This window comes from Roseovarius sp. 10, from assembly GCF_033100315.1.
In the GTDB taxonomy this organism is placed as follows: Bacteria; Pseudomonadota; Alphaproteobacteria; order Rhodobacterales; family Rhodobacteraceae; genus M30B80.
In genome coordinates this window covers 423,319-449,523 of record NZ_JAWLVH010000001.1, presented here as the reverse complement: position 1 = coordinate 449,523, position 26,205 = coordinate 423,319, and the positions used below count along the sequence as shown (strand labels likewise).

26 protein-coding genes are annotated in these 26,205 nt (G+C 56.2%); 14 read left to right on the top strand and 12 right to left on the bottom strand.

The features are described 5' to 3' along the window. Positions 1-5 precede the first annotated feature (5 nt). Positions 6-998 carry a sugar phosphate isomerase/epimerase family protein gene (locus RYZ18_RS02160; protein ID WP_317654738.1) on the top strand — a complete coding sequence of 331 codons (993 nt, stop codon included), beginning with the start codon at positions 6-8 and terminating at the stop codon, positions 996-998. Next, the gene (locus RYZ18_RS02155) at positions 988-1,884 is read left to right on the top strand and encodes a PfkB family carbohydrate kinase (protein WP_317654737.1); all 897 of its coding nucleotides are present in this window, start codon (positions 988-990) and stop codon (positions 1,882-1,884) included. Before RYZ18_RS02160 ends, RYZ18_RS02155 begins: the two co-directional genes overlap by 11 nt. On the opposite strand, the gene RYZ18_RS02150 is transcribed toward RYZ18_RS02155, so the two are convergent. Together RYZ18_RS02150 and RYZ18_RS02145 are read right to left on the bottom strand one after the other, a co-directional pair. Then, positions 1,879-2,718, bottom strand: a complete 840-nt coding sequence (locus RYZ18_RS02150; protein WP_317654736.1) for an amidohydrolase family protein — start codon at positions 2,716-2,718, stop codon at positions 1,879-1,881. The two genes, RYZ18_RS02155 and RYZ18_RS02150, sit on opposite strands and share 6 nt — an antisense overlap. A gap of 22 nt (positions 2,719-2,740) precedes the next feature. Further along, the gene (locus RYZ18_RS02145) at positions 2,741-3,769 is read right to left on the bottom strand and encodes an aldo/keto reductase (protein WP_317654735.1); all 1,029 of its coding nucleotides are present in this window, start codon (positions 3,767-3,769) and stop codon (positions 2,741-2,743) included. A gap of 103 nt (positions 3,770-3,872) precedes the next feature. Here RYZ18_RS02145 and RYZ18_RS02140 point away from each other — a divergent pair, with 103 nt between their 5' ends. The 4 genes from RYZ18_RS02140 to RYZ18_RS02125 are packed head-to-tail and all read left to right on the top strand — an operon-like array spanning position 3,873 to position 8,016. Continuing rightward, positions 3,873-4,676: a BtpA/SgcQ family protein gene (locus RYZ18_RS02140; protein WP_317654734.1), complete on the top strand. Its 804-nt coding sequence runs from the start codon at positions 3,873-3,875 to the stop codon at positions 4,674-4,676. After that, positions 4,673-5,764, top strand: a complete 1,092-nt coding sequence (locus RYZ18_RS02135; protein WP_317654733.1) for a M42 family metallopeptidase — start codon at positions 4,673-4,675, stop codon at positions 5,762-5,764. Before RYZ18_RS02140 ends, RYZ18_RS02135 begins: the two co-directional genes overlap by 4 nt. A gap of 15 nt (positions 5,765-5,779) precedes the next feature. Beyond that, entirely contained in the window at positions 5,780-7,276 is a 1,497-nt protein-coding gene (locus tag RYZ18_RS02130; RefSeq protein ID WP_317654732.1) for an FGGY-family carbohydrate kinase, read from the top strand. Beyond that, positions 7,276-8,016: a creatininase family protein gene (locus tag RYZ18_RS02125; RefSeq protein ID WP_317654731.1), complete on the top strand. Its 741-nt coding sequence runs from the start codon at positions 7,276-7,278 to the stop codon at positions 8,014-8,016. The genes RYZ18_RS02130 and RYZ18_RS02125 overlap by 1 nt, the downstream gene beginning before the upstream one ends. A gap of 13 nt (positions 8,017-8,029) precedes the next feature. Here the strand turns inward: RYZ18_RS02125 and RYZ18_RS02120 are convergent, their stop codons facing one another. The 4 genes from RYZ18_RS02120 to RYZ18_RS02105 form a co-directional block, all read right to left on the bottom strand. Further along, on the bottom strand, positions 8,030-8,485 hold the full coding sequence (locus RYZ18_RS02120) for an RbsD/FucU family protein (RefSeq protein WP_317654730.1): 456 nt from the start codon (positions 8,483-8,485) through the stop codon (positions 8,030-8,032). Continuing rightward, positions 8,485-9,402: a carbohydrate ABC transporter permease gene (locus RYZ18_RS02115; protein WP_317654729.1), complete on the bottom strand. Its 918-nt coding sequence runs from the start codon at positions 9,400-9,402 to the stop codon at positions 8,485-8,487. The genes RYZ18_RS02120 and RYZ18_RS02115 overlap by 1 nt, the downstream gene beginning before the upstream one ends. A 1-nt stretch (position 9,403) precedes the next feature. Continuing rightward, positions 9,404-10,585, bottom strand: a complete 1,182-nt coding sequence (locus RYZ18_RS02110; protein WP_317654728.1) for a sugar ABC transporter permease — start codon at positions 10,583-10,585, stop codon at positions 9,404-9,406. Between the two features lie 83 nt (positions 10,586-10,668). Next, the gene (locus tag RYZ18_RS02105; protein ID WP_317654727.1) at positions 10,669-12,318 is read right to left on the bottom strand and encodes a substrate-binding domain-containing protein; all 1,650 of its coding nucleotides are present in this window, start codon (positions 12,316-12,318) and stop codon (positions 10,669-10,671) included. Between the two features lie 221 nt (positions 12,319-12,539). Between RYZ18_RS02105 and RYZ18_RS02100 the strand changes: the two genes are divergently transcribed. The 4 genes from RYZ18_RS02100 to RYZ18_RS02085 all read left to right on the top strand — a co-directional run bounded on the left by RYZ18_RS02100 (position 12,540) and on the right by RYZ18_RS02085 (position 16,094). Further along, positions 12,540-13,604: an ABC transporter ATP-binding protein gene (locus RYZ18_RS02100; RefSeq protein ID WP_317654726.1), complete on the top strand. Its 1,065-nt coding sequence runs from the start codon at positions 12,540-12,542 to the stop codon at positions 13,602-13,604. 30 nt (positions 13,605-13,634) lie between these two features. Next, positions 13,635-14,087, top strand: a complete 453-nt coding sequence (locus RYZ18_RS02095) for an RbsD/FucU family protein (protein WP_317654725.1) — start codon at positions 13,635-13,637, stop codon at positions 14,085-14,087. Positions 14,088-14,096: 9 nt separating this feature from the next. After that, a complete protein-coding gene (locus RYZ18_RS02090; RefSeq protein ID WP_317654724.1) occupies positions 14,097-15,017 on the top strand; it encodes a ribokinase in 921 nt (306 codons plus the stop codon). Between the two features lie 69 nt (positions 15,018-15,086). Beyond that, complete coding sequence (locus RYZ18_RS02085; RefSeq protein ID WP_317654723.1) at positions 15,087-16,094, top strand: LacI family DNA-binding transcriptional regulator; 1,008 nt, start codon at positions 15,087-15,089, stop codon at positions 16,092-16,094. On the opposite strand, the gene RYZ18_RS02080 is transcribed toward RYZ18_RS02085, so the two are convergent. Genes RYZ18_RS02080 through RYZ18_RS02070 form a run of 3 tightly spaced genes read right to left on the bottom strand, consistent with a single transcriptional unit; the run spans position 16,084 to position 19,251 of the window. Next, entirely contained in the window at positions 16,084-17,220 is a 1,137-nt protein-coding gene (locus RYZ18_RS02080; protein ID WP_317654722.1) for a Gfo/Idh/MocA family protein, read from the bottom strand. The two genes, RYZ18_RS02085 and RYZ18_RS02080, sit on opposite strands and share 11 nt — an antisense overlap. An 18-nt stretch (positions 17,221-17,238) precedes the next feature. Then, positions 17,239-18,129, bottom strand: coding sequence for a sugar phosphate isomerase/epimerase family protein (locus RYZ18_RS02075; RefSeq protein WP_317654721.1), 891 nt, complete (start codon positions 18,127-18,129; stop codon positions 17,239-17,241). A gap of 18 nt (positions 18,130-18,147) precedes the next feature. Further along, the gene (locus RYZ18_RS02070; protein WP_317655791.1) at positions 18,148-19,251 is read right to left on the bottom strand and encodes a Gfo/Idh/MocA family protein; all 1,104 of its coding nucleotides are present in this window, start codon (positions 19,249-19,251) and stop codon (positions 18,148-18,150) included. A gap of 116 nt (positions 19,252-19,367) precedes the next feature. Here RYZ18_RS02070 and RYZ18_RS02065 point away from each other — a divergent pair, with 116 nt between their 5' ends. Genes RYZ18_RS02065 through RYZ18_RS02055 form a run of 3 tightly spaced genes read left to right on the top strand, consistent with a single transcriptional unit; the run spans position 19,368 to position 22,039 of the window. Then, on the top strand, positions 19,368-20,345 hold the full coding sequence (locus RYZ18_RS02065; protein WP_317654720.1) for a PfkB family carbohydrate kinase: 978 nt from the start codon (positions 19,368-19,370) through the stop codon (positions 20,343-20,345). A 12-nt stretch (positions 20,346-20,357) separates the two neighbouring features. Next, a complete protein-coding gene (locus RYZ18_RS02060; protein ID WP_317654719.1) occupies positions 20,358-21,215 on the top strand; it encodes a 5-deoxy-glucuronate isomerase in 858 nt (285 codons plus the stop codon). Further along, a complete protein-coding gene (locus tag RYZ18_RS02055; protein WP_317654718.1) occupies positions 21,212-22,039 on the top strand; it encodes a class II fructose-bisphosphate aldolase in 828 nt (275 codons plus the stop codon). Before RYZ18_RS02060 ends, RYZ18_RS02055 begins: the two co-directional genes overlap by 4 nt. Here the strand turns inward: RYZ18_RS02055 and RYZ18_RS02050 are convergent. Then, positions 22,036-23,106: a fatty acid desaturase gene (locus tag RYZ18_RS02050; RefSeq protein ID WP_411567069.1), complete on the bottom strand. Its 1,071-nt coding sequence runs from the start codon at positions 23,104-23,106 to the stop codon at positions 22,036-22,038. The genes RYZ18_RS02055 and RYZ18_RS02050 overlap by 4 nt on opposite strands. A gap of 155 nt (positions 23,107-23,261) precedes the next feature. On the opposite strand from RYZ18_RS02050, the gene RYZ18_RS02045 reads away from it, so the two are divergent. Next, positions 23,262-24,032: an SDR family oxidoreductase gene (locus tag RYZ18_RS02045; RefSeq protein WP_317654716.1), complete on the top strand. Its 771-nt coding sequence runs from the start codon at positions 23,262-23,264 to the stop codon at positions 24,030-24,032. A 30-nt stretch (positions 24,033-24,062) separates the two neighbouring features. On the opposite strand, the gene RYZ18_RS02040 is transcribed toward RYZ18_RS02045, so the two are convergent. Both RYZ18_RS02040 and RYZ18_RS02035 read right to left on the bottom strand, forming a co-directional pair. Continuing rightward, positions 24,063-24,263, bottom strand: a complete 201-nt coding sequence (locus RYZ18_RS02040) for a hypothetical protein (protein WP_317654715.1) — start codon at positions 24,261-24,263, stop codon at positions 24,063-24,065. Between the two features lie 3 nt (positions 24,264-24,266). Next, positions 24,267-26,180, bottom strand: coding sequence for a bifunctional 5-dehydro-2-deoxygluconokinase/5-dehydro-2-deoxyphosphogluconate aldolase (locus tag RYZ18_RS02035; RefSeq protein WP_317654714.1), 1,914 nt, complete (start codon positions 26,178-26,180; stop codon positions 24,267-24,269). Between the last annotated feature and the right edge of the window lie 25 nt (positions 26,181-26,205).

The following is a 26,205-nucleotide window of genomic DNA, read 5'->3' as shown; positions in this document are numbered from 1 at the left end:
AGTAAATGTCCTATCCTGCGAATAAACCCCGCTATGCCGCGCGTCTGAATGCATTCAAACCACTGGCCGAGGGGCGGGGTATCGCGGGCATGATTGCCGCCGCCGCCCGTGTTGAAGGGATGGATGCGGCGGATTTGAACTATCCTGATCACTTCGAAGGGCGTCCTGCGCGTGAGATTGGCGAAATGTTGCGCGACAATGGGTTGGGGTTAAACGGCCTTGCGATGCGCTATTACTCTGACCCTGCCTTTGCTATCGGGGCCTTTACCAACCCAGATCCCGCAACACGGCGCAAGGCGATTGATTTGACCAAGCAGGGTCTAGATGCTTTGGCGGAAATGGGTGGGGGCGTGATGACCCTTTGGATGGGGCAAGACGGGTTTGATTACGCGCTTCAGGCTGATTATGCGCGTCTTTGGGCCGATACGCTTGATGCTTTGGCTGAGGTCAGCGCCCATAACCGCGATCTGCAAATTGCTATCGAATATAAACCCAATGAGCCGCGCGCCTTTGCGCTGATGCCCGATATGGCCACAACATTATTGGCCATTCGTGATGTTGGGGCCAAAAATTTGGGCGTCACTGTGGATTTTGCCCATGTTCTCTATGCAAACGAGATGCCCGCGCATGTGGCCTATCTGGCGCAGCGCCATGCCAAGATTTTGGGGGTTCACCTGAATGATGGCTATGGCAAGCGCGATGATGGCTTGATGGCGGGCACGGTGCATCCTGTGGCGACAGTCGAGCTATTCGTGCAATTGCACCGCATGGGCTATGATGGTGTCGTTTATTTCGACACATTTCCCGACCATTCGGGCCTGAACCCGATTGAAGAGGGGCGCACAAATATCCTGCTCATCGAGCGGTTGCGCACCATTGCCGCAGAACTCGCCGAAAGTTCAGAGCTGTCGGATCTGTTGCAAAAGCAAAACGCGGCACTCACCCAGCGACTGATTGCCGAGCGGCTTTATGGCGGGGTGATCCCTGATGGGCGCTGATATCCTTGTGATGGGGGCGCTGCATCTTGATGTAATTGTCAACGCCCCCGCTTTGCCCGCCCCAGACGAGACGATGATGGGCAAAGATGTGGCTTATCGTTTTGGCGGCAAAGGCGGCAATCAGGCGGTTTCTGCCGCCCGCATGGGGGGCAAGGTTGCCATGATTGGCGTGGTTGGCACGGATGATTTTGCGCAGCCTTTGCGCGCTGAACTTGCGCGCGCAGATGTCGATATGTCTATGCTTGCCACCTGTGATGGGGCCTCAGGCATGAGCGTGGCCATTGTGCAAAATGATGGCAGCTATGGCGCGGTAGTCGTTTCGGGCGTGAACCGCCAAATTAATGCGCAGCAGGCAAAACTTGACCCGCCCCCCAAAGTGGTCGTGCTGCAAAACGAAATCCCTGTTGCAGAAAATCACGCGCTCTTGGCGCGTTTGCCGCAGGATGTCACCGTCATTTGGAATGCGGCCCCCGCCTTGACGCGCGATGCGGTGATGGTGGGGCGAGCGGATATTTTGGTGGTTAATCGCCTAGAGGCCGCAATGCAGGCGGGGCTGCCGCATGATCTGCCCGATCCTGAAGCGGCCTTAACGCAGCTTGCACGCGAAGGGCGCGCGGTGATCATTACACTGGGCGCGGATGGCTATATCGCGCAAGCGCGGGACGGCACCCGCTTTGGGGCCAAGGCGCATCGCGTGCCCGTCATCTCCACCCATGGGGCAGGGGATGCTTTCGTGGGGGCGCTAGCCGCTGAGATTGCGCGCGGTGCCGATTTAGCGGCGGCGGCGGCCTTTGCCCAAGGGGCGGCGGCCCTTCATGTCTCAACCCCGCTTGAGGGGCGCGCCGATATTACCCCTGCGCAACTGCGCCACGCCTTTGGCCTATAGTGCCAAGCGATAGGCCTCGGCCGCCGTGCCGCCAAAGACCCGCGCCCGTTCTTCGGCGGTTAGGGTTTTGGTCAGCTCCTCCGCCGCATGGCGCCACGCGTCATATTCCGCCCGCAGGCGGCAGACGGGCCAATCTGACCCCCACATGATGCGCTCTGCGCCGAAACAGCCAAAGACATGATCCGCATAGGGGCGCAGGTCTTCGATTGTCCAACCTTCATTTGCCTCGGTCACAAGGGCCGAAAATTTCAAATAGGCCTTGGTGTCACGCGCCAAAGCCGCCATGCCATCGGCCCAAACCTGAAACGTCTCGGCGCTATGTGCGTGGATTTGCGGCTTCATGCAGTGATCAATCACGCAGCGCATCTCGCTGTGGCGGGTCAAGATGGTGTGGAAATTTTCCAAATGTCGCGGAAATCCAAGCGCGTCAAAGCACAGATCATGCTTGGCGATGGCCGTATAGGCCCATGCGATATCTGTGCGCAGCATCCAGTTATCATCTTCAATATCTTGGATCATGGGGCGCACGCCCACGAATTTAGGATGCTGTGCAAATCGCGCTAAGACTGCCTCATCGTCTGGGTTTTCAAAATCAATCCACCCCACTACGCCCGCAACAAAGGGCGTGGCATCGGCAAGGCCCAACATATAGGCGCTTTCCTCCACCGTTGGGGCGGCCTGCACCAAAACGGTTTTATCAATACCATGACGCGCCAAATGCGGGCGTAAATCATCCGGGCCATAGGGGCGATAGAGCGTGGCGTTTGAGGGATCCATCCATCCATAATCGCCACGGGCAGGGTTCCAGAAATGTTGGTGGGCATCAATTTGCATCGTTTATATCCCCGTTGCGATGTTAGACGATTGGCGCGTCTTGGCGCATCAATCCTGCGGATTTGAGATCAGACCAAAGGGCGGGCGGGATTTGCGCCTGTGCCGCGCGCAGATTGCTGGCCATTTCTGCAGGGCTTTGCCCACCGGGGATCACCGAGATCACCGATGGATGCATCAGCGGAAACCGAAAGGCGGCATCGACAAGGCGCACATCATGCGCGGCACAAACCGCGTCAATGGCCGCGACCTTGTCCAAGATGTGTCGCGGGGCAGGGTCATAGTTGAAATACGCACCCTCGCGCGCACCTGTCGCCAAAATGCCCGAATTATAGGGGCCGCCAATGACAATCCCAATTCCACGCGCGGCGCAGAGGGGGAGAAAGGTTTCAAGCGCCTCTTGCTCAAGCAGCGTGTAGCGGCCCGCAAGAAGGAAGATGTCGAAATCGCCACGCTCGGCCAGCCATTGTGACGCTTGCCATTCATTCAGGCCCGCACCAAATGCCGTGATCACCCCTTGATCACGCAAGGCGGTCAGCGCGGCTAAGCCACCCTCCATGAATGCGGCGCGCTTTTCCTCTAGAACGGTATCGGTCTTGTGGGTGAAGAGGTCAAGATCATGCACATAAAGCACATCAATGCGGTCTATTCCCAACCGCTCAAGCGAGGCCTCAAAAGAGCGCATCACACCATCATAGCTGTAATCGAACACCTCGCGCCGCGCGGGCACATCAAACCATTTCCCAAACCCATCCCGCGCCTCTGGGGCTGTGACCTGCATCAGCCGCCCAACCTTAGTCGAGATCACATAGTCTTCGCGCGGCTTGCCCCGCAAAAAATGGTTGATCCGCGTCTCAGAGAGGCCAAGCCCATAAAGCGGCGCAGTATCGAAATACCGCACCCCTGCATCCCATGCATCTTGCAGGGTGTTTTGCGCATCCTCCTCAGAGATCGCGCGATAGAGATTGCCCAAAGGGGCCGCACCAAACCCAAGCTCGCTCAGCCTCAGCCCGCCATTTCCATGGCGATCCCAATTGCGAAATTTGATCATCATGCGCCCTCCAAGGTTTAACTGACATGCTAGTATGTTTTGCCTTGGATGCAAGATAGTTTCACGTTAGGCTATGTCTCGCGCAGGTCGCGCATAGGAGAGTATCGTGCAGAAATTCAAAGCTATTTTTGGGGATAAGAAACCTGTCATCGCCATGGTTCATTTCGGCGCCCTGCCAGGTGCGCCGCTCTATGATGCAGAGGCAGGTATTGAGGGGTTGATTGCAGGCTGCAGGAACGATTTGCACGCCTTGCAGGCCGCAGGCGTTGATGCGGTGATGTTTGGAAATGAGAATGATCGCCCCTATGAATTGAATGTAGATACTGCCTCGACCGCGACCATGGCCTATGTCATCGGTCGGCTGCGCGACGAGATCACTGTGCCTTTTGGCGTGAATGTTTTGTGGGATCCAAAAGCAAGCCTTGCTTTGGCGGCGGCAACGGGCGCGCGTTTTGTGCGTGAGATTTTCACAGGCACCTATGCCTCGGATATGGGAGTTTGGGCGCCTGATGCGGGGGCGGCCTATCGCTACGGCGCGCGTGTCGGCGCGGGCGATGTTGCAAAGTTTTTCAATATCAGCGCCGAATTTGCCTATAGCCTTGATCAGCGTTCGGTCGCGGATCGTGCGCGCAGCGCCGTGTTCTCGTCCATCCCTGATGCGGTTCTCGTCTCTGGCACCATCACGGGCGAGGCCGCAAAAATGGAGGATCTCGAAAGCGTCAAGGCGGCTTTGCCCGATGCGCCCGTTTTGGCCAATACAGGCGTTAAGCATGAAACTGTGGCCGATGTTATGCGGGTCGCGGATGGCTGTATCATCGGATCGGCGCTCAAGTTCGATGGGCATACATGGAACGCGGTTGATCCTGATCGGGCCAAGGATTTCATGGATCGGGTGCGAGCAATCAGATGAGCGAGCAATTAAAAAAAGATCTTATTGATCTGATGCAGATCGTGGGCCTCTCTGGCCACGAGGATCGGGTGCGCCGCGCCATCGCAGTGCGTCTGTCGCAAATGGGTATTGCGCATGAAACCGACAGGCTCGGCAATCTTATTGCGCGGTTTTCAGGTGATCTTGATGCGCCGTCCGTGATGGTTTTTGCGCATATGGATCAGCTTGGGTTCTTTGTGCGTAAAATCGAACAAGATGGCAGCATCAGGGTTGAACGCATGGGCGGCGTTCCCGAGCGTGCGCAAGCCTCGCAGGCGGTGCGTCTCTGTATCGGGGAGGGGCGTGATATTGACGGTGTGATTGCCAATAAATCGCATCACGCAACCACCCCTGACGAGAAATATCAGGTTTTGACCACGCTGCAGATCCGCATTGATGCAGGCTTTACAGGCAAGGCTGAGGCAGAGGCCGCAGGGGTGCAAATCGGCACGCCCGTGGTCTATCGGCCCAATGTGATTGAATTGGCGAATGGCCGCATTGCGGGCACAGCCGTTGATGATCGCGCGGGCTGTGCCGTTCTTTTGGATTTGGCTGCGCGCCTTAAAGCGCGTAAATCAGGGCCGCCTGTTGCCATCGTCTTTTCGGTTCAAGAAGAATTCAATTTGCGGGGTGCAATGTCTGCTGCACAAATTTTGCAGCCCGATATTGCCATACAATTGGATCTGATGCTGGCCTGTGACACGCCTGAATTGGCGGATCGGGGCGAGATGGTTTTGGGCGGTGGCCCGGGAATGTCGCTCTATTCCTTTCATGGTCGGGGCACCCTCAATGGTGTGATCCCGCACCCTAAGATGGTTGCCCTATTTGAAGGCGCTGCCAAAACCGCCAATCTGCCCTTGCAGCGCAGCGCGCAGGTCGGGGTTTTGACCGACCTATCCTATATTCAGCAGATGGGGCAGGGTGTTGCCGCAATCGATTTGGGCTTTCCATGCCGTTACACTCATTCCAGTCTCGAGGTTTGCGCGCTCAGTGATTTGACTGATCTTGCGCAGCTTCTTGAAACAGGGCTTGCGCAAATTGGCCCAGATTTCAATCTCAACCGCGATTAACGGGGGGCTTGGGCGATGGCCGTGTTTCTTGGCGTAGACATTGGCACCTATGAGACAAAAGGTGTTTTGACCAATGAGGTCGGCCAGATTTTGGCGCAGGCCGCTGTCAGACATGAGATGATCGTGCCACGCGCGGGTTGGGCCGAGCATCGCGCAGAAGAAGATTGGTGGGGTGATTTCGTTGCAGTCACCAAGGCGCTGCTTGCCCAGTCTGGGGTTGATCCGCATGAGATTGCCAGCATCGCCACCTCAGCCATCGGCCCCTGTATGCTGCCCGTGGATGCCGCAGGCACGCCCTTAATGAATGGCGTGCTTTATGGGGTGGATACCCGCGCCACCGCGCAAATTGACCGCCTTAATGCTGAGATCGGCGAAGATCAGATCTTGGCACGCTGCGGCAACGCGCTGACCTCGCAATCTGTGGGGCCAAAAATCTTATGGCTCAAAGAGACGCAGCCCGATCTTTACGCGGCCACAGCGAAAATCCTGACCTCGACCTCGTTTCTCGTGCATCGCCTGACGGGGGAATATGTCATTGACCATTACACGGCCGCAAATTTCAGCCCGCTTTACGATGTAACCATGCAGGACTGGACGCAATCCTTAAGCGATCAGATCATCGAAACAGGGCGTTTGCCGCGCCTTTTATGGTCAAGCGAGATTGCAGGGCGGGTGACCGAACAGGCCGCTGCGCAGACGGGATTGGCCGTTGGCACCCCCGTCACGGCAGGCACAATTGATGCCGCCGCCGAAGCGCTGAGTGTCGGGGTGCAAGAGGCGGGTGATATGATGATGATGTATGGCTCGACCATCTTTATCATACAGCGCACCGCAGAACGGGTGAGTGACGCACGACTGTGGTATGCCCCATGGCTTTGGCCCGACAGCCACGCCTCAATGGCGGGTCTTGCGACATCGGGCACGCTGACCCATTGGTTTCGCGACAGGTTCGCCCCAGACCTGCCAAAGGACACGGCCTTTGGCACATTGGCACTGGAGGCGGCAGCCTCCCCCGTGGGGGCCAATGGCGTTTTGGTCTTGCCCTATTTTTCGGGCGAAAGGACGCCGATCCATGACCCGCTGGCCAAAGGGGCGATTTTTGGCCTGAACCTAACCCATAGCCGTGGCGACATCTATCGCGCCTTCATTGAGGGTATCGCGATGGGAACCGCCCATGTTATCGAAACCTATCGCGAGATAGGCCATGCACCCGAACGCTGTTTGGCGGTTGGGGGCGGCACGAAAAACCCGCTGTGGTTACAGGCAACCTCAGATTTTGGGAATATCCCGCAGATCGTCTGTGAAAAGACCATCGGCGCGTCATTTGGGGACGCATTCCTTGCCGCCTGCGCCATTGGGGCTGCGCGGCCTGAGGATATCAGCAAATGGAACCCTGCCACCCACGAAGTGGCGCCCAACCATAGTGCGGCGCATGCCAGTCACTATAAGCTGTTTCGCCAATTATACGAGGACAGCCGTGGCGTGGCGCATAGCCTCGCTGGGGGGCAGTAATGCGGTTCGAGCGGATGTTGCCCCATCAAATGCGGCATGCGATTGCCGATAACACGCCTGTCGCCTTGGCGCTTGGGGTTATGGAATATCACGGCGAACATATGGCCGTTGGGATGGATCTCTTGGCGGTCACAGAGATCCTCACGCGTCTTGAGGCGGAGATGGATTTGGTGATCCTACCTCCCTTTGCCTATGGCGCGGCCAGTTATGCGGTTGCGGGGCCAGAGGGCACGGGCAGCATGGATATTGATGCATCCAAAATTTCGGCACTGGCCGAGGATATGTTTTTTGCGCTTTTGCGCATCGGGTTTCGCAATATTCACGGCATTATCCATCACCAATCGGAAAACTTCGCCGCAGGTATGCCAACAGATCTGGCGTTCAAATTCGCGGCGCGGCGCGCCTTGTTTCGGTATCTGCAAGAGACGCGCGGCGAAGGGTGGTGGGGCGATAACGCCATGGCCGATTACTATGCCGAGCATGCCACGGGCAGTGATCCTTTCAACTGGATCAAAATTCATCCGCTTATGGGGCCTGAGGTGACGGCGCATTATCCCTTTGATCATGCAGGGGCAGGGGAAACTGCCCTGATGATGGCGCTTGCCCCCGATGTGGTCGAGGCTGCGCGCATGGCGCAGAACACAGCATGGTATACGTCCAGTGCGAGTGAGGCGACACCAGAGCTTGGCGCGAAAGGGGTATCCTTGATCATGGCTGAGATGCGCAAGCGCCTGAGCTAATACCCCGCGCGCGCTAAAGCGGCGCTAAATCCACCACACCTTTTTTCAGGATAAAGCAGCCGTAAGGCCCGCTATCGGCGGTGCGAATGATACAAAAGGCCCGCTTTGCAGCCTCGTAGAAGGCAAACCGTTCCAAGGCCTCGATCAAGACAGGTGCGCCGTTTGAGGCATCCAAAACCTTCTGCATCTTGCCGAAGATAGGCACTACCCCTTCGGGGTCACCCACAACTTGCATCCGCTTAACGGGGGCAGGGACAAAGCTATCGAGCGGCATGAGGGACAGAATGGCGCGCGTTGCGGTCGGAATATCGCACCCCGCCATATCCAAAAGCCTGCCATAGGTTGTCTCTTTTGCGATGGTCACGGCGGGGTGATTGATGTCACAGATCACCAGATCATCCCCATGCCCCATTTGCATCAGCGCATAGACGATTTCAGCGGAAAGGCGCTGATCAATGCCCTTCAGCATTATTTCACCGCCCCAGCTGCCATGCCTTTGATGATGTATCGCTCAAGGATGATGCCGATAATGATCAAGGGCACAATCGCCGCAAAGGACAGCGCCGCCATAGACCACCATGAAATGCCCTGTGAGCCCGTTTGTGAGGCCACCATCACAGGCAAGGTCTTTGCCGCAGATGAGGTCAGAAGTGCTGCAAAGAAATACTCGTTCCATGTCAGCACAAGCGACAAGATGAACGCGGCCACCATACCAGGCAGGGCGATTGGCATCACAATGGTGCTAAAGGCCCCCCAGATCGACAAACCATCCACCAAAGCTGCTTCTTCCAACTCGGTCGGGATTGAGCTGAACTGATCCCGCATGATCCAAATAACAATGGGCAGAACCGTCAGCGTATATAGCAAGATCAACCCGATCCGCGTGTCGAGAAGATCAAGCGATTTATATAAAACCAAAAAGGGCAGGGCCAAAACCACAGGTGGCAGGATCAACTGGCTAAGGAAAAAGAATGAGATGTCCGAATTGCGCATGAAGCCGAATTTATAGCTAAACCGCGACAGTCCATAGGCGGCGCAACTGCCCAAAACCACCGCAAAAAACGAAGCGGTGACAGAGACAACAGTCGAATTCCAAAATCGCTTGAGAAATTCTTCGCGCACAGTGGATTCATTTCCAATCGTATCAGGTGATAGGCCAAGCGACCGCCACCCTAACCAATTGGGCGTGAAATCTGCCCAAGGGATGATATTGCCCTGCATCACATCAGGCGCGGTCTTAAAGGCTGTTGTGGCTGTCCAAAAAATTGGAAACAGGCACACAACGGCCCAAAGGATCAACACGCCATAGATCAGACCGCGAGAGAGATACCAAACGGGGCGAAATTTGCGGTCAGTGTCACTGTCTTTGAAAATCTGCGCCGACATTTTAATACCTCGGTTTCATCCAGCGATCTGCTAGTTTCATCAGGATTGTCATCGCAATTACGATCACAACCAAATAAACAATCGCCAAAAGCGTGCCATATCCCACATTGGATCGGTCACGATATTCTCGGAAAATAAAGCTGGTTACACTATCGGTCGCGCCGCCTGGCCCGCCCGAGGTGATGTTGATGATGATATCCGCCAATTTGAGCTTAAAGATAATGCGGATCAAAATCGCAGTGATGGAAACGGGCAACATTAAGGGGAAGGTCACCTCCCAAAATTGCCGCCATTTCGAGGCGCCATCGACCTCTGCCGCTTCGAACAATTCGCGCGGGATTGCCTGAAGCCCTGCAAGGATCATGATCATCATGAACGGGATGAACGTCCACGCGTCCATCATCATGATCATCGCACGCGCAACCCCCGCAGAGCCGAAGAAGGACGGGCTTGCCCATCCCAACCATTGACCAAAATCGCTGATATGGGAGCCAATCCAAAACAGCGGGGCAGGCAGGTCGGCTGAAGGCTCGGAGGCGATATAGCGCATAAAGCGCGAAATCGGGCCAAAGCGGATTTCCAACATGGATTTGCCAATCATCCAGCTGACCGCAACGGGGGACAGCATCAATGGCAGAAGGAAGGCCACCCGAAAGAATTTGCGCGCCCGAATTTGCCCGTTCAGCAACAGCGCAAGGCCAAAGGCAATCGCATATTCCACAACAATAGCGGCCGTATACCAAACCATGTTGCGCATCGCGTTCCAGTAAAACGGGTCGCCCGCCATCTGCCGCAGGTTGTCGATGCCGTTAAATTGCCGCCCATCGGGCGAGGAGAGGTTCCAATCTGAAAAGGCAATGATCAATCCAAAGAGCAGCGGGAACACCACCATAGAGATCACGAATAATGCGGCGGGCAGAACAAATAATGTGCGCTTTCCATGTTCGCCGCGGATCAAAACTTGCGACACGCAAAGGCAGGTTGACCAAAAGAGATACGCATAAAGAGAGGGCCGCCAATTTTCAAACCCGATGGACAGCGTGCCAATCCCATCAAGGGTCTGTAAGGCCATGATCAAGGCCATCAGCGCGGCTGATCCCCAGACAAGGGTTTTTCCCAAACGGCGGCGTTGATCCGAAATATGATCCGCCGTCACCACGTGAAGCCTGTCGCCGTCTTCCATGCCTATCGCCCGATTTATTGTGTAAATGGATTAACAAATCTGTGGCCGACCCTGAAAGATCGGCCACAGCGTGTTTTTTGCCCTTAGAGCCCGAGAGAGGCGCGATAGAGGCTGATTTGGGTGTCACGACCAATTTGATCCGTGATTCCCTCCCATGCGGCTGCAATCGCATCAGCGGTCTCTTGTGCCGATCCGTATTGACCCGCAAAGCCTTTGGCCAATTCGTCTTCCGCCACCGAATAATATTGGAAGATGCCAGGGATACGAGGCTCAATCGCCGCATTGGGGTGGTTGTAGCTATCCGCGTTCGAGCCCAGATAATCCTCGATATAATCGCGGTCATAGCCCGCTGCTTCCCATTCGTCATACTGGAAGTGCGAGTTACGATAGGGCTGGAAGCCCGATGGATAGGCCGACATCCACAGCGAGATATCTTTGCCGCCCAGATGTGCCGCCGCTGACCAAGCCGCTTTGCGCTTGAGGTCATCGCCCTGCACGTTTTTGGTGACATAGATACCCCAACCCAGATAGGCCATGTTGGGCGCTTCGTTATAGCTGTCTTCCCACTGGCCCGTTTGCGAGTTGTAGACCCGATCCGAACCTGGGTTGATGCCGAAGCCCACAACATCCCCCACAACGGAGGTGTCTGAAGTGCGCGCGTTCGAGCCAATATCACCCCACCACATCAGCATCGACCCTGTGCCAGCCAAGAATTGCTGGAAGCCCGTTGTGCCAGGATCAGCATTGATCTGATCCGCAGGGTAGGCGCCTGGGGTGTCGATCAAATCCATCACATCTTGGATGGCCTGAACCCATGCTGGGTTGTTCACCCGTGGGGCCATTGTGTCTGGATCAAACAGCCACGCGGGATCATTTGGGTGCTTAGCATATGCAGCCGCGCGGTTGGCGATGAAGTAGAAGCCAAAACCACCCCAACCTTTGAGCGGATCAAGATAGCCATGTGCAGGCAGACCAGTCAGCGGGTCGGTCTTGCCAACCAAATCCTTGGTCACTTGGTTCACCTGTTGCCATGTGCGTGGCACTTCGGCCCCGCCGATTGCGCCATCGCCGAAGTAATCCTTGCGATAGCAGAATGTATGGCAGTCGCCATCAATGGTGATGCGATAGGATTTGCCATCCCATGTCCCCACAGGTGGCTGCAAATACCCTACCAAATCATCGGCTTCGATCTGGTCTTTCACCCATTCTGGCATTTCATCCAACAGGCCTTTGCCTGCGGTGTCACCTTCAAAAGGGGCGCCCATTTCGATAATGTCGAAATCAACTGTGCCAGTGGCAATCGCTTGCTGCAAGCGGGGGTTATAATCGGCCTGTGCAAGGTCGATCCAGTTGATCTTCGCGCCTGTATAGGCCTCCCATGGTTTGAGGAAACCACGGAACAAGAAGTTATGCAGGTTTTGGTTGTTGAGGCCCAAGAAGGTCAGCTCAACACCTTCAAACTCGCCTTCAGCAACACGTTCACGGGTTGGCCCGAGGCATAATTCGCCAACGCGCTGCCAGTCTGCATCGGTGGGTGAACCCATGCCCACACCTGGAATTTGTAGCAATTGCGCCCGCAAATCGCCATGTGCTGCGGCTTGCACAGGTTTTGCACCTGTCAACGCGCCCGCGCCGCTGAGTGCGGCCATGGCGCCGACACTGGCGGCACCTTTGAGCATATTACGGCGGCTCATTTGCGCAGCCATAATAGCCTTATACATTTCAACTTTCACGACCTATCCTCCCAGATATTTTTCGCGTCTTTGACAACAGTCGGTGTGCCAGCTTTGCCCGCCTCCCGCGGATAGTGCTGATTTCGCTCAAGCCAGCCCCTCCACCTTTTCAGCCAGATTTGTGTCTGTCAAGATTCTAACATGTTAGTATGTTTAAGTCATGGACAGCACAAAATTTTCCTCTTAACGTCCAAGCCAAAGCGCATGGGAGGAGTGACAGAATGGCAGGCGTAGAAATCCGATCTTTGCTGAAGTCTTACGGCGAAACGGCCGTGTTGCATGGGTTGGATGTCGATATTGAGGATGGCGAATTTGTTGTTCTGGTGGGCCCCTCTGGCTGTGGGAAATCCACGCTTTTGCGCATGATTGCGGGGCTTGAGGGGATCACGGGGGGCACGATTCACATCGGGGATCGTTTGGTCAACAACCTACCGCCTGCCGAGCGGGACATCGCGATGGTGTTCCAGAATTACGCGCTTTACCCTCATAAGACAGTGCGTGCCAATATGGCCTTTTCGCTGCGGATGCGCGGCATGGATAAGGGCGAGATCAACAGCCGCGTTGATCGCGCTGCCGAGATTTTGGGTCTGACCCCCTATCTTGATCGTTATCCCCGCGCCTTGTCAGGCGGGCAGCGCCAACGCGTTGCCATGGGGCGCGCCATTGTGCGTGATCCGCAGGTGTTTTTGTTTGATGAGCCGCTTTCAAACCTTGATGCGAAATTGCGCGTGCAAATGCGCACCGAAATTCGGGAATTGCACCAAAGGCTGCAAACAACGACCGTTTATGTGACCCATGACCAAATCGAAGCGATGACGATGGCCGATAAGATTGTGGTCATGCAGGGCGGCTATATCGAACAAATTGGCACCCCGCTTGAGCTGTATGATCGCCCGCGCAATGTCTTTGTTGCGGGCTTTATCGGCAGCCCTTCGATGAATTTCTTCGAAGGGCAGGTGGTCAAATCTGGGCGTTCTCTGGCGGCGCAGATCGGTGATGCGGTGGTGTCCTTGCCAAAAGGGGCGGGCGTCGCCGAAGGCCAAGAGGTTATCATCGGCATCCGCCCCGAGGCCCTGCAAATCGCGGATAAGGGGATTTCTGGCACGATTTCAGTGATTGAGCCAACAGGTTCAGAGACACATGTAATGCTGCGCCACAGCACGGGGCAGGATTTTACACTGATCTCGCGCGAGCGGCGCGATTTCAAGGTGGGTCAAACGATCACGATGACGGCTGATCCAGATCACCTGCATATTTTCGATAAATCCACCAAAGAACGCGTGTGATCATCACTATTCGAGAAAAGGGGGGGTATCATGCTAAAAGGAATTGATCCAAGGCTTAATGCCGATGTTTTGCATGTTCTGCGCATGATGGGGCATGGCGATGTTCTCATCATTGCGGACACGAATTTTCCATCTGACTCGGTTGCCCGCGCTACGGTTTACGGCAACCTATTGCGCATGGATAACCTCACCGCTGCCGAGGCGGTCGAGGCGGTTCTTTCGGTCATGCCCCTTGATACTTTTGTTGATGATTTCGCAGGCCGCATGGAAATTGTGGGCGAGCCTGACACAATCCCCGCCGTTCAGGCCGAGGTGCAGCAGAAAATCAACGCTGCCGAAGGGGCGGAGCGGCCCATGATCAGCATCGAGCGATTTGCCTTTTATGATATGGCGCGGGAAAGCTATGCTGTGATTCAAACGGGCGAGCGGCGTTTTTACGGCTGCTTCATGCTGCGCAAAGGCGTGATTGGCCCTAACGCATAGGGGAAATGGATGTCTAAGGCGATTGTGATTTTGGGCGTATTTGTGGCTGATACGGCCTATACCGCACCGCGTCAGCCCGTGATGGGCGAGACGCTGATTGGGTCACGTTTTGTGTTGGGGCCAGGTGGCAAAGGGTCGAACCAATCGGTCGCGGCAGCCAAGGCAGGCGGGGATGTTCATATGATCACGCGGCTTGGCCAAGATGATTTTGCCAAGATGGCGCTTGATCTTTGGGCCGAGTGCGGCGTGACCCCCCATGTCAGTCACCATCCCGAAAGCTATACGGGGGCTGCCTATATTTTTATCGAAGAGGGCAGCGGCAATAACGCGATTATCGTCAGCCCTGGTGCGGCAGCACAGATTGCGGTTGCTGATCTTGAGGCGCGCGCCAGCGTCATTAACGCGGCAAAGGTTTTCATGACCCAACTCGAACAACCCTTATCCGCTGCAAAGCACGGGTTGAGCATGGCGAAATCCGCAGGGGCGCTTACGATCTTAAACCCCGCACCTGCGCAAGAATTGGGGCGGGATATCTTGGGCCTTTGTGATTATGTGACGCCCAATGAAATTGAGGCGGAGCAGTTGACAGGGGTAAAGGTGACCACCCCTGAAAGCGCGCAATTGGCCGCGCAAAAATTGCTTAATCTTGGTGCCAAGGCGGCGGTGATCACCTTGGGTGAGCAAGGCGCCCTTTACCATGATGGGCAGCAAACCCTGCACCAACCCGCCTTTAATTGCGGCGCGGTGGTCGAGACAACGGGCGCGGGGGATGCGTTCAATGGCGGCTTTGCTGTGGCGCTTGCCGAAGGGCAGGGGATCGAGGCCGCGTTGCGCTTTGCTTGCGCGACGGCAAGCCTGTCTGTCACCCGCCAAGGCACGGCGCCGGCAATGCCAACCCGCCCCGAGATTGAGGCGGTCGTGTCCTCGTAAGTCGCGCTTTGTGATTGCCGCGCTTCCCCGCTTTGGGTCATAGTCAGACGCGGAGAGGGGACGGGTTTGATGCGCAAGGCGAAAATCACGCTTAGGGATGTTGCGGCAAAGGCGGGGGTTTCACCCTCTGCCGTGTCTCGCGCCTTTACCGATGGTGCATCTGTTTCGCCTGCGATGCGCGCGCGGGTCGAGGCCGCCGCTGCTGCCCTTGGCTATCGCCCGAACGCCTTGGCCTCATCCCTGACCACTGGCCGCAGTAAGCTGATTGGCTTGGTTGCGAATAATTTCCAGAACCCCGTCTTTCTCGAGATTTTCGATCAGTTCACCCGTGGCTTGCAGCAAATGGGATTGCGGCCACTTTTGGTTAATCTCAGCGATGTGAGCGATATTGAACAAGCCGCCGCAATGCTGCGGCAATATTCGGTCGATGGGGTGGTGGTGGCCTCATCCACCTTGCCCGCTGGTTTGGTCGAGCAATTCTATGAAGAGGGCGTTCCTGTGGTTCACGCCTTTGGTCGCCATGATCCGCAGGCGCGGGTCAATGTTGTGGGCATTGATAACCACGCTGCAGGCCGTTTGGCGGGCGAGACATTAATCGCACGCGGCTATCGCGAGATCGGGTTTCTTGGTGGGCCAGAAGGGGCCACCTCAACCCAAGATCGTTTGGCGGGTTTCCGCGCGGCCCTTGCAGAGGCAGGGCTTAGCTGCCGCGCGCGCTTTGTGCCGGCCTATCGGTTCGAGGCGGGGCAGGCGGCCATGTCCGCCGAACTGTCCGCGGGGCCTGCGGAGGTGTATTTTTGTGGCGATGATATTCTATCCATAGGCGCTATGGCCGCGATTGGCGCGGCGGGTCTACGCTGCCCTGATGATATTGGCATATTGGGGCTGAATGATATGGCAATGGCCGCGTGGCCTAATATTCGCCTCACCACGATTGCGCAGCCGATTGAGGCGATTGTGGGGGCGGCGCTGGCGCTTGTCGTGCGCCTGAGTGAATACCCCAGCCCGCAGGCTGAGGCACAGATGTTTCCCTGTCATTTGGTCGAACGCGCAAGTTTGCGTCCGCTTACCCCCTGAACATAGGTGGGCGGGCCTCCTGCCACGCGCCGTTATCCTTGGCTGAGGCCACCGCCGCATAAACAGCCGCCAGCGAGCGACATCCATCTTCTGCCGTTGGCAACCCATCACGGGCCTGACCGCGAATGGCATCGGCCAGATCGCAGTAAATATTGGCCACAGCCAAGGGAAACCCTTCGGGATGTGCAATGGCGACACGGCTGAGGCGGGTGGCCTCGTCATGCAAGCCCCCTTCGCCCTTTTCGATGATCTCCGTGCGCCCGCCTGTGCGGGTATAGATCAATTGATTGGGCTGCTCAGACGCCCATCTTAAGCCACCTTTTTCGCCAAAGACTTGAATGTCGAACCCGTGTTGGCGGCCAATCGCAACCGAAGATGTCCAGAGCCGCCCGACAGTGCCCTTGGACATTCGGAAATTCACCATCGCGTCATCTTCTAGCACGCGCGATGAAATTGTTGAGGCGAAGTCAGCGGACAATGTGGTGACGTGATCATCACAAATAAACCCTGCCATATGCAGCGCATGGATCCCACAATCAGCAAACTGCCCAGAAACACCCGCCATCGCAGGGTCATAGCGCCACCGCACCCGTGGGTTATCGGCATCTTCCGCATCGCCGTGATGGCCATGGCTGAAATTGGTGACGACCAACCGAATGTTGCCCAATTCGCCCGCGCGCACCATGGCACGCGCCTGACGGATCATCGGATAGGCGGAATAGCAATAATTCACCGCGCAAATACGGCCAGTTGCGCGGGCAATTTTTACGATTTCTTCGCCTTCTTCGACTGTCACCGTCATGGGCTTTTCGCAAAGCACATTGAAACCTGCCTCAAGAAAGGCTTTGGTGATTTCAAAATGCGTGGAATTTGGCGTGGCCACAGTCACAAGATCAACGCGATCCTCGCGGGCGCTTTCCCCTGCCAACATCTCGCGCCAATCGCCATAGGCGCGATCAGCGGCAATTCCCAGACGCTGCGCATAGGCGCGACCCACATCCGCGCGATGATCCAAAGCGCCGGCCACAAAGTCAAAATGCCCATCCGCCTGTGCGCCTAAGCGATGTGCAGGGCCGATCTGGCTGCCTTCGCCACCACCGATTAGACCCCATTTCAGTTTTGTCATGATTTGATCTCTTTTCGTTTAAAAACCAATGGATTGCAGATAGGCGCGGTTGGCGCGTGCGTCATCAATGGGGCGCACATCTAGGGTTGGATCGCAATCTTGCTCGACTGTGCACCAGCCTTCGAAATTTGCATCCAAAAGAACCTTGCGCACCGCCTCAAAATCTACATCACCTTGGCCAAGGTTGCAGAAAATCCCCTGTCCGCAGGCCTCATAAAACCCTGTGCGATTGGCAATCACATCTGCCTTAACCTTGGGGTCTATATCCTTGAAATGCATATAGGAAATGCGACTGACATATTTTTGCATGAAGGCCACAGGATCAAACCCCGCATAGGAGTGATGGCCCGTGTCAAAGCAGATTTTCAAAAGGCCCTCATCAACCTCATCAAGCAGGCGGATCAATTCAGGTTCAAAATCCATAAATCCTGCCGCATGGGCGTGGATGCCAACCGTTAGGCCATAGTCTTCGGCGCCAATCCGCGCGCTTTCTACGATGCGGTCGCGAAAACCAGTCCATTCGGCCTTATCCATCTGCACCGCCTCATCAGCGCGGCCCGCAGTAGGGGCGCGGCGCGGTGAGATACTGTCGATAATCACCAGATGCTCGGCCCCATGTGCCTTAAGGGCGCGGGCGGTGCGATGCGTGGCATCGAGCACATCCTCCCATGCGTCAGGGTCATGATAGGGGCGGAAAATCACGCCGCCAATCAAGGTGAGGCCAAATTCATCAAGCGCCTCGCCTAAAATTGCGGGATCTTCGGGCATAAAGCCAACAGGCCCCAGTTCAATCCCGCGATAGCCCGCCTCAGCGCAATCCTGCAGGACTTTGCGCCATGTTGGATTGCGGGGGTCATTTGCAAATTCAACACCCCAAGAGCAGGGCGCATTGCCGATTTCGATTGTCATAATGGGTTATGCCCTCGTTTAAACAGATGAAATATCGCACCACGCGCCTTGATCGCTTGAGGCGATTACGGCAGCAATCACGCGGTTCACAGCGTGACCATCGCGGAAGGTGGGCCAAATCGCCTCGCCCGTTTCAATTGCGCGCAGAAAATCACGGGCTTCGATGATGATTTGGTCTTGATAGCCCGTGCCATGACCTGGCCCTTGGCAGAAGGGCAGGTAATCAGGATGCGCAGGCCCCGTTAAAATCTTGCGAAAGCCGCGCGTGGCCTCTGGCCCTGTCATCTCATAGAGCCAGAGCGCGTTTTGATCTTCCTGATCAAATCGAATGGCGCCTTTGGTGCCTGTGATCTCGTAAGCATAGCCCATTTTGCGGCCAGTTGCGATGCGCGAGGCATAGATTTGCCCCATGGCCCCGTTTTCAAAGCGACACATGAACTGCGCATGGTCGTCATTTGTCACCACGCCCTCTGGCCGTGATTTGTGGACGGTTTCATAAACCCCCATGACCGATGCAATGGGCCCCATCAGCGCAAGGCTTGCGTTGATGATATGCGGGGCCAGATCCCCCATTGTGCCATTTGCCATTCCCGATGTGCGCCAATTTGCGGGCAGGTTTGGATCGGCCAAAAAATCCTCGGTATGTTCGCCGCGAAACCATGTGATTTGGCCAATTGCCCCCTGTGCAATCAGCGCGCGGGCATATTGGCTGGCAGGGGTGCGGATGTAGTTGAAGCCAACCATATTGGCGACACCTGCGGCCTCTGCCGCGGCGACCATAGCCTGACTTTCCGCTAAAGAAGCGCCAAGGGGTTTTTCGCACAAAACGGGTTTTTTCGCCGCGAATGCGGCAAGCGCGATGTCGTGATGTGTGGTTTGCGGCGAGGCGATGATAATGGCCTCCACCTTTGGATCATTGACCAACACGCGCCAATCATCGGTTGCGCGGGCAAAACCATATGCGGCGCGATAGGTTTCTGCGCTTTTTGCGCTGCTCGCGCAGACCATTTCCAAACGGGGCCGCAATGTGGTGTTGAACACCGCACCAACGGCGGACATGGCCACGGCATGGGCCTTGCCCATATAGCCGCCTCCGATGATTCCAATCCCAATTTCTGACATGGCGGCCCCCTCGTGAAATGCACTTGCAAGCGGTTGCAAAAGAAGTAGCTTTGAACGCATAGTCATGCAAGCACGATTGCAGTGCAAGCAAGGTCACGAATGAGGGGCGGGGGTCAGTGTCCGAACTATATGCGCAATTACACAGTGGAATCGCAAAAGGCAGTTTCGTGGTGTTTGGCCGCGCGGGCATGGATCTCTATGCCGATCCGATTGGGGTGAAGGCCGAATTTGGCGAAAATTTTCGGGCCGATCTTGGCGGGTCGTCTGCGAATATTTGTGCAGGCCTCTGTAAATTGGGGATGCAAGCCGCGCTTGTGACTTCGCTCAGCGATGACACGGTGGGGCGGTTTATCCGAAACAAGCTGATCCAGTATGGCGTGGATGTGGGGCATATCCGCACTCTAGCGGGGGAATACCGCTCCTCCTTGGCGGTTTATGAATCGGTGATGGAGGATTTTCAGGTCTGCATCTATCGCAACAATGCAGTCGATTTTCAGGTCACGCCTGAGGATGTTGCAGATATTGACTATGGCCGCTTTGGCGCGCTTGTCACCGCAGGCACGGTTTTCGCAGCGGAACCTTCGCGCAGTGCCACCTTTGCCGCTTTTGATTTGGCCGAAAAGGCGGGTGTGCCGATTATATTTGATATTGATTATCGGCCCTATTCTTGGCCCTCGCCCGAAGTTGCAGCCGATGTTCTGACCCGTGCGGCAGATGCATCGGCGATGATTGTCGGCAATGATGAGGAATTCGGATTTATGGCAGGCGCCTATGAGCGCGGTCTTGACGCGGCCCGGGGCTTGGCTGCGCGGGGCAAATTGGTGATTTACAAAATGGGGGCCGAAGGTGCGATCACCATGACGGGGGATCAGGAATTTCGCACAGGCACCTATCCCGCCACGCCGCTCAAGCCTGTTGGGGCGGGGGATAGTTTTATGGCCGCAACCCTTGCGGCCTTGGCCAATGGTGCAAGCCTTGCCGATGCCGTGGATCAAGGTGCCGCTGCTGCGGCTATCACCGTCTCGCATCCAGGTTGTGCGGGGGCCATGCCCGACCGCGCGGCCCTATCCCAATTCATCGAAATTCATCAGTAAAGGAGGGGCCCGATGCATATCCCACCCCATGACAACCAAAATAAACCCATCGTTGACGTAGATCACGATTTGGTGCCGCTGAATTATTTCAACATCGTAAAGCTGAAAAAAGGCGAGGTGTTCGACTATCAGGTCGCGGGCTATGAGACCTGCATCGTGCCCGCTACGGGCAGTGTTGATGTGGATGTTGATGGCGCGTCCTTTCCCCGCCTTGGCAATCGCGGAGTCGATGTTTGGGATGGCGAACCCGAGGGTGTTTATGTTCCCGTGGGCGCGCGGGTGCGGATCACATGTGTCAGTGACACGACCGAAACCTTCATTGCGGGGGCCAAATATGACAAGGTTTTGGAGCCGTTTGATGTGCGCGAGGCAGAATTAGATGTGATCCAATACGGATCGGATGACACCAAAACGCATCGCAAGATCAAACATATCCTCGGCACTAAATACGCGGATAAGGTGGGGCGGCTCTTGGTGTCGGAATTGTTCACTGTAGGGGCAGGTGGGTGGTCAGGCTTTCCCAGTCACAAACATGACACGGATAGAACGGATGACGGTGGCGAGATCATCGAAACCCGTCATGATGAAACCTATAATTTCCGCTTCCGCCCGAATTACGGGTCGGGTGTGCAAATGTTGCAACGGGTCGATAATGAGGTGGGCGAAGCCTATCATATCATGGATGGCTCGACCATTTTGCTTGATAGTGGCTATCACCCTTGCGCCGCGTTGCCGGGCTATGAGATGTATTACTTCACCATTCTAGGCGGGCTGAGCCAACGCTCGCTCAAACAATATTTCCAACCAACCCATGCCGAACAGATCCACACGATCCCAGGCATTTTGGATATGGTGGCCAAGTTTAAATGACCCGCGCGACCCTCACCGATGTCCTGACCCCTGCCTTGGCCCAAGGTTATGCGGTGGCAGGGGTGGTCTGTTTGGGCTGGGAAGACGCGCGCGCCTATACGCGCGCCGCTGAATTAGAGGGGCTGCCCATCATTTTGCAGGCGGGCCCGGGCGCGCGGGCGCATATGCCGATTTCGATTTGGGGGGCGATGTTTGGCGAATTGGCCGAAAGCGTTTCGGTGCCCGTGGTCAGCCATTTGGATCACGGCACATCACTTGAGGATTGCGCCGCAGCAATAGCGGCAGGGTTTTCCTCGGTGATGTTTGATGGCTCGGCGTTGCCCCTGTCGCAAAACATTGCCCGCACCGCAGAAATCGCAGAGATGGCCCATGCGGCGGGTGTCTCCTGTGAAGGTGAGATCGGGTATGTCGGCTATGCGGATGGGGCAAAATCGCGGGGCACTGACCCTGAGGAGGCTGCCCGATTTGCCCAAGAGACGGGCATAGATGCAATGGCGATTTCTATCGGGAATGTGCATTTACAACAAGAAAAGCACCAAGGTCTGGATCGCAACCGCCTTGCTGCGATTGAGGCGCTTTGTGACATTCCACTGGTTATTCATGGCGGCTCAGGCGTGCCTGTGCGAGAGCGTCAAGATTTGGCGCGTATGTCTAAGATTTGTAAATTCAACATCGGAACCGAATTGCGCATGGGGTTTGGTGCGGCCTTGTCCAATGTGATGTCAGAGCAGCCCGCTGAATTTGATCGTATCAAAATCCTTGGCCAAACCGAGGAAGCCTTGGTCGCTCTGACCCGCCCCATTTTGCGCGCGCTGAAACCCTAAACCTCCAGATCGTGCAGATGCGCCTGATAGGGTTTTGCGGTTGGGGGTAAGGTTTTCTCAATCTGATATTCGGGGTCATTCAACTGCATTTTCAGCGCATGCGCCACCTCGCGCAGCCCATCGACAAAGCCACGATTTGCAGGCGGCAGATCGTGTTTGATCACCTCATGCAGGGCGGGCAGATTGTGATAGGGCACCATGGGGAACATATGATGTTCGACATGGTAATTCATGTTCCAATAGATGAAACGGCTGATGGGGTTCATGTAAACGCTACGGGAATTGAGACGGTGATCCAGCACGTTATCGGCCATGCCCGTATGCTGCAGTAAGCCCGTCATGATCAGATGCCATGAGCCCAAGACGGCAGGGCCAACGCCCACCAACATCAACGGCAAGATCGACCCCGTGATCGGCACCAATGCCAAAACCACGGCGCAGATCGCAAGCCAAATCTGCGCAATCACCTGCGCCTTTTTCCAATAGCGGTCAGGGGTGAAACTGCGTTCTTCTTTGTTCAGCCCATAAAGGGCGTGGCGGAACGTGGCCTTGAACCCATCCCATGTATGGCTGCCAATAAAGAGCCATAGAACCTTAAATATTTGCGGCGGGCGCATGGTGATAATTTCGGGATCACGGCCCACGATGATCGTGTCGGTGTGGTGGCGGGAATGGCTCCATCGCCACAAGACAGGATTACGGAACAGCATGAAGCAAGCGATGTGATAGACCACGGCATTCATCCAAGGGGTCAAGAACGCCGTGCGATGACCTGCCTCGTGCCAGCGGCTATCTGCGCCTGCAGTATAAAATGTGGCATAGATCACCCAAAAGGGCGCTGACCACCATGACCCCCACAGCATGATCCCGCCCGTGGCGGAGGCGATCAAGACCGCGAAATAAAGGATCGTATCACGAATGGCAGGCCCATCTTTGCGCTGCATCAGGCGGCGCATATCCTCGCGCGGGATATCCGAGTGATACCACTGCGCAGCAGCCAGACCCTTTTCCTCTGCCTCGACCGCCGATGCGCCAAGCAGGCTGTAATCACGGGTGATTTTGTTCACGGGCATCCTCCCTTATACACGCCTTTACAGATGCAACCATTGCCACTCATTTCTGTCAATCCTTTCCACGATTAACCGCTTTGCGCCTTGCCGCCCAAAGGGGCAGCGGTTAGGTTTCGCGCGTAAAGAGGCATTGCCAAAGGAGGGGCAGATCCATGGGTCAGATTGATCAATCACAATTCGCCATATATCCGAGCCTAAAGGATAAATCCGTCTTTGTTACGGGCGGTGCATCTGGGATTGGCGCGGAAATCGTCAAGGCTTTTGCAGCGCAAGGCAGCCGCGTTGGTTTTGTCGATATTGATGCCAAGGGCGGTGCGGCCTTGGCCGCCGAATTGGGCGATACTGTGCATTTCGAGCAATGTGACCTGCGCGATATTTCAGCATTGCGAACAGCCTTCAAAAAATTGGCCGAGGCCTGCGGGCCTGCACATGTTTTGGTGAATAATGCCGCCCGTGATGATCGTCATGATTGGCGGACAGTCGAACCAGATTATTGGGACGAGCGATATGCAACGAACCTGCGTCATATGTTTTTCGCCATTCAGGCCGTAGCGCCCGCGATGATTGAGGCGGGTGGTGGCTCGATTATCAATTTTGGGTCGAACTCTTGGATGCAGGCCAGCGGCGATATGCCCGCCTATACCAGTTCCAAATCGGCCGTGCACGGCCTGACCCGCACAATGGCGCGCGATTTGGGGGATCACCGCATTCGCGTAAATACAGTCGTTCCGGGCTGGGTGATGACCGAGCGGCAAAAACAGCTTTGGGTGACGCCTGAGGCCTTGAAAGAGGCGCTTGATCGTCAATGTCTGCCCGATGAGATCGAACCCGTTTATCTCGCGCGGATGGTTTTGTTCTTGGCCTCTGACGATGCGGCCATGTGCACCGCAAACAACTACATGGTCGAAGCTGGATCAATCTAAGAAACCAAGGGGGCGGCACATTTGCCGCCCTTATTCCTTGCTTGGGACATCTTCCCACAGGACAAAGAAATTCCATCCGCAATAGACCGCGATGGCTGCGATGAATGCGGCCCACCCATAGGTTTGGTTCCAGATCTCGACCCCTGTCCAGAGGCAGAGAAATAGGGTCAAGGCCACCCGCCGCCACCGCGGGTTGAAAATGGGATCAGCAAGGGTTTTATGCGCGGCCATCTTTCATCCTTTTCGGGCCTGATCCCACAGCGCCGAAAGGCTGCGATAGCGATCTGCCATTTGCGAAATTGCCTGCGCATCGCTGATTTGCCCTGTAAGCCACGCGCGGGCTGCATCGCCAAAAATTGTGCGCCCCACTGCAAACCCTTTGACCAAGGGCTGACGGGCGGCGAAGGCGAAACTTGCGGCCAAATCATCGGCGGGGGCATCAAGCCCCAAAACCAAAATACCCCGCGTATGCGCATCGTTTGCTGTGATTGTTTGGGTCACAGCGCCCCATGAGGCGTCATCGGCAAAGGGTTCCAATTTCCACCAATCGGGAAAGATGCCTGCATCGTAAAAGCGTTGGATCACGGCTGGGGTGGTTGTCTGATCCACTGCGCCGCGTTTTGAGGGGATCACCTCAAGCAAGAATTCCAACCCATTGCGGCGGGTCGCCGCAAAGAGGCGGCTGACGGTGTCGATCTGGTTTTGCCACAGTGCATCGTCATCTTGGGGATGGCAAAAGCACAGGCATTTCACCACATGATTGCGCGGCCACTCCTTAAGCCCGCCGAAATCGGGGCCAAGTTCAGGTTCAAGCACCAAGGGGCAGGAGCCCGGCCATTCCACAGGGCGGCCAATCCAGAGCGGGCTGTCAGATGCCGCCTGCAAGGCAGAGCGACCCAATCGGTTGTCACATAAAATGCCATATCCCGCCCGATCATCCGCCACAACGCGCGCCGCCTCAAGGCATAGCTCTTTGAACGCATCAATCTTGGCGCGGTTTGCCCCCTCCATCTCTTCAAGTTGCATACGATGGTCAAAAGCAAAGATGTGCATATCGGGTAAATCTGGCCCCCGATTGGTGGCCCAATGAACCTGCTCTAACGGCCCGTCATTGCGCAAGTCGGGCCGAGTGATCCCGCGTGCAAGGAAGAATTGCAGTTCCTCCCATGACGGATAGGCGGGGGTGCAGCCATGCCGAGACACCGCAAATGCGCCGCAGGCATTGGCGTATTTTAGTGCGGTCGCCCAATCAATCTGACCCGCGGGGCAATCAAGCCAACCTTTGATAAGGCCTGACATAAACCCGTCCCCCGCGCCAAGCACGTTGAACACCTCAATCGGAAAACCCTGACCTGCGATCCCGTCATCAAGGCTTGCAGGGATCTCGCCTGTGATTGCCACGGCCCCTGCGGCCCCGCGTTTGCACACCAATGTGGCACCGCTGACTGCGCGCACGGCCCGCAGCGCCGTCAGCGTATCGGTGCTGCCGCCCGCAATGTGAAATTCTTCCTCTGTGCCCACGATTAGGTCAAAGAGATGCAAGGTTGATTGCAGTTTGGCCGTAACGGCCGCGCTTTCCACAAAGCGGCTTTCACCATCGCCATGCCCTGCCACGCCCCAGAGGTTCGGGCGATAATCAATATCAAGGGCGGTGCGGGCACCCCCCTCGCGGGCTAAGCGCAAGGCTTTCAATACCGCGGCTTCGGTCTGCGGGTTGCTGAGATGCGTGCCTGTTGCCACAACTGCGCGGGCGCGCGCGATATAGCTGGGGTCGATATCGTCTTCGCACAGCCCCATATCGGCGCAATTCTCGCGATAGAAAATCAAGGGAAAGCGTTCTTGATCACGGATCCCCAACAGCACCAACGCGGTCAGGCGATCGGGATCGACTTTGATGCCCTCGATATTGACCCCTTCACGGGTCAGTTCTTCGCGAATAAACCGCCCCATATGCTCGTCACCCACACCCGTGATAAGGCCAGATTTCAGCCCCAAACGCGCTGTGCCTGCGGCCATATTGGTGGGTGAGCCGCCAATATATTTGTCAAAGCTGCGCATATCCTCCAAGCGGCCACCGATTTGGGCGCCGTAAAGGTCAACCGAAGCGCGGCCAATTGTGATGACATCAAGGTCTTTTTTCACGCTCATTGCGGATCTTTCCTTTGGAAGTCGG

Coding starts and splice junctions, on each gene's coding strand:
- RYZ18_RS02160 (WP_317654738.1), top strand. CDS start 6: ATGTCCTATCCTGCGAATAAACCCCGCTATGCCGCGCGTCTGAATGCA.
- RYZ18_RS02155 (WP_317654737.1), top strand. CDS start 988: ATGGGCGCTGATATCCTTGTGATGGGGGCGCTGCATCTTGATGTAATT.
- RYZ18_RS02150 (WP_317654736.1), bottom strand. CDS start 2,718: ATGCAAATTGATGCCCACCAACATTTCTGGAACCCTGCCCGTGGCGAT.
- RYZ18_RS02145 (WP_317654735.1), bottom strand. CDS start 3,769: ATGATGATCAAATTTCGCAATTGGGATCGCCATGGAAATGGCGGGCTG.
- RYZ18_RS02135 (WP_317654733.1), top strand. CDS start 4,673: ATGAGCGAGCAATTAAAAAAAGATCTTATTGATCTGATGCAGATCGTG.
- RYZ18_RS02130 (WP_317654732.1), top strand. CDS start 5,780: ATGGCCGTGTTTCTTGGCGTAGACATTGGCACCTATGAGACAAAAGGT.
- RYZ18_RS02125 (WP_317654731.1), top strand. CDS start 7,276: ATGCGGTTCGAGCGGATGTTGCCCCATCAAATGCGGCATGCGATTGCC.
- RYZ18_RS02120 (WP_317654730.1), bottom strand. CDS start 8,485: ATGCTGAAGGGCATTGATCAGCGCCTTTCCGCTGAAATCGTCTATGCG.
- RYZ18_RS02115 (WP_317654729.1), bottom strand. CDS start 9,402: ATGTCGGCGCAGATTTTCAAAGACAGTGACACTGACCGCAAATTTCGC.
- RYZ18_RS02110 (WP_317654728.1), bottom strand. CDS start 10,585: ATGGAAGACGGCGACAGGCTTCACGTGGTGACGGCGGATCATATTTCG.
- RYZ18_RS02100 (WP_317654726.1), top strand. CDS start 12,540: ATGGCAGGCGTAGAAATCCGATCTTTGCTGAAGTCTTACGGCGAAACG.
- RYZ18_RS02095 (WP_317654725.1), top strand. CDS start 13,635: ATGCTAAAAGGAATTGATCCAAGGCTTAATGCCGATGTTTTGCATGTT.
- RYZ18_RS02090 (WP_317654724.1), top strand. CDS start 14,097: ATGTCTAAGGCGATTGTGATTTTGGGCGTATTTGTGGCTGATACGGCC.
- RYZ18_RS02085 (WP_317654723.1), top strand. CDS start 15,087: ATGCGCAAGGCGAAAATCACGCTTAGGGATGTTGCGGCAAAGGCGGGG.
- RYZ18_RS02080 (WP_317654722.1), bottom strand. CDS start 17,220: ATGACAAAACTGAAATGGGGTCTAATCGGTGGTGGCGAAGGCAGCCAG.
- RYZ18_RS02075 (WP_317654721.1), bottom strand. CDS start 18,129: ATGACAATCGAAATCGGCAATGCGCCCTGCTCTTGGGGTGTTGAATTT.
- RYZ18_RS02070 (WP_317655791.1), bottom strand. CDS start 19,251: ATGTCAGAAATTGGGATTGGAATCATCGGAGGCGGCTATATGGGCAAG.
- RYZ18_RS02060 (WP_317654719.1), top strand. CDS start 20,358: ATGCATATCCCACCCCATGACAACCAAAATAAACCCATCGTTGACGTA.
- RYZ18_RS02055 (WP_317654718.1), top strand. CDS start 21,212: ATGACCCGCGCGACCCTCACCGATGTCCTGACCCCTGCCTTGGCCCAA.
- RYZ18_RS02045 (WP_317654716.1), top strand. CDS start 23,262: ATGGGTCAGATTGATCAATCACAATTCGCCATATATCCGAGCCTAAAG.
- RYZ18_RS02040 (WP_317654715.1), bottom strand. CDS start 24,263: ATGGCCGCGCATAAAACCCTTGCTGATCCCATTTTCAACCCGCGGTGG.
- RYZ18_RS02035 (WP_317654714.1), bottom strand. CDS start 26,180: ATGAGCGTGAAAAAAGACCTTGATGTCATCACAATTGGCCGCGCTTCG.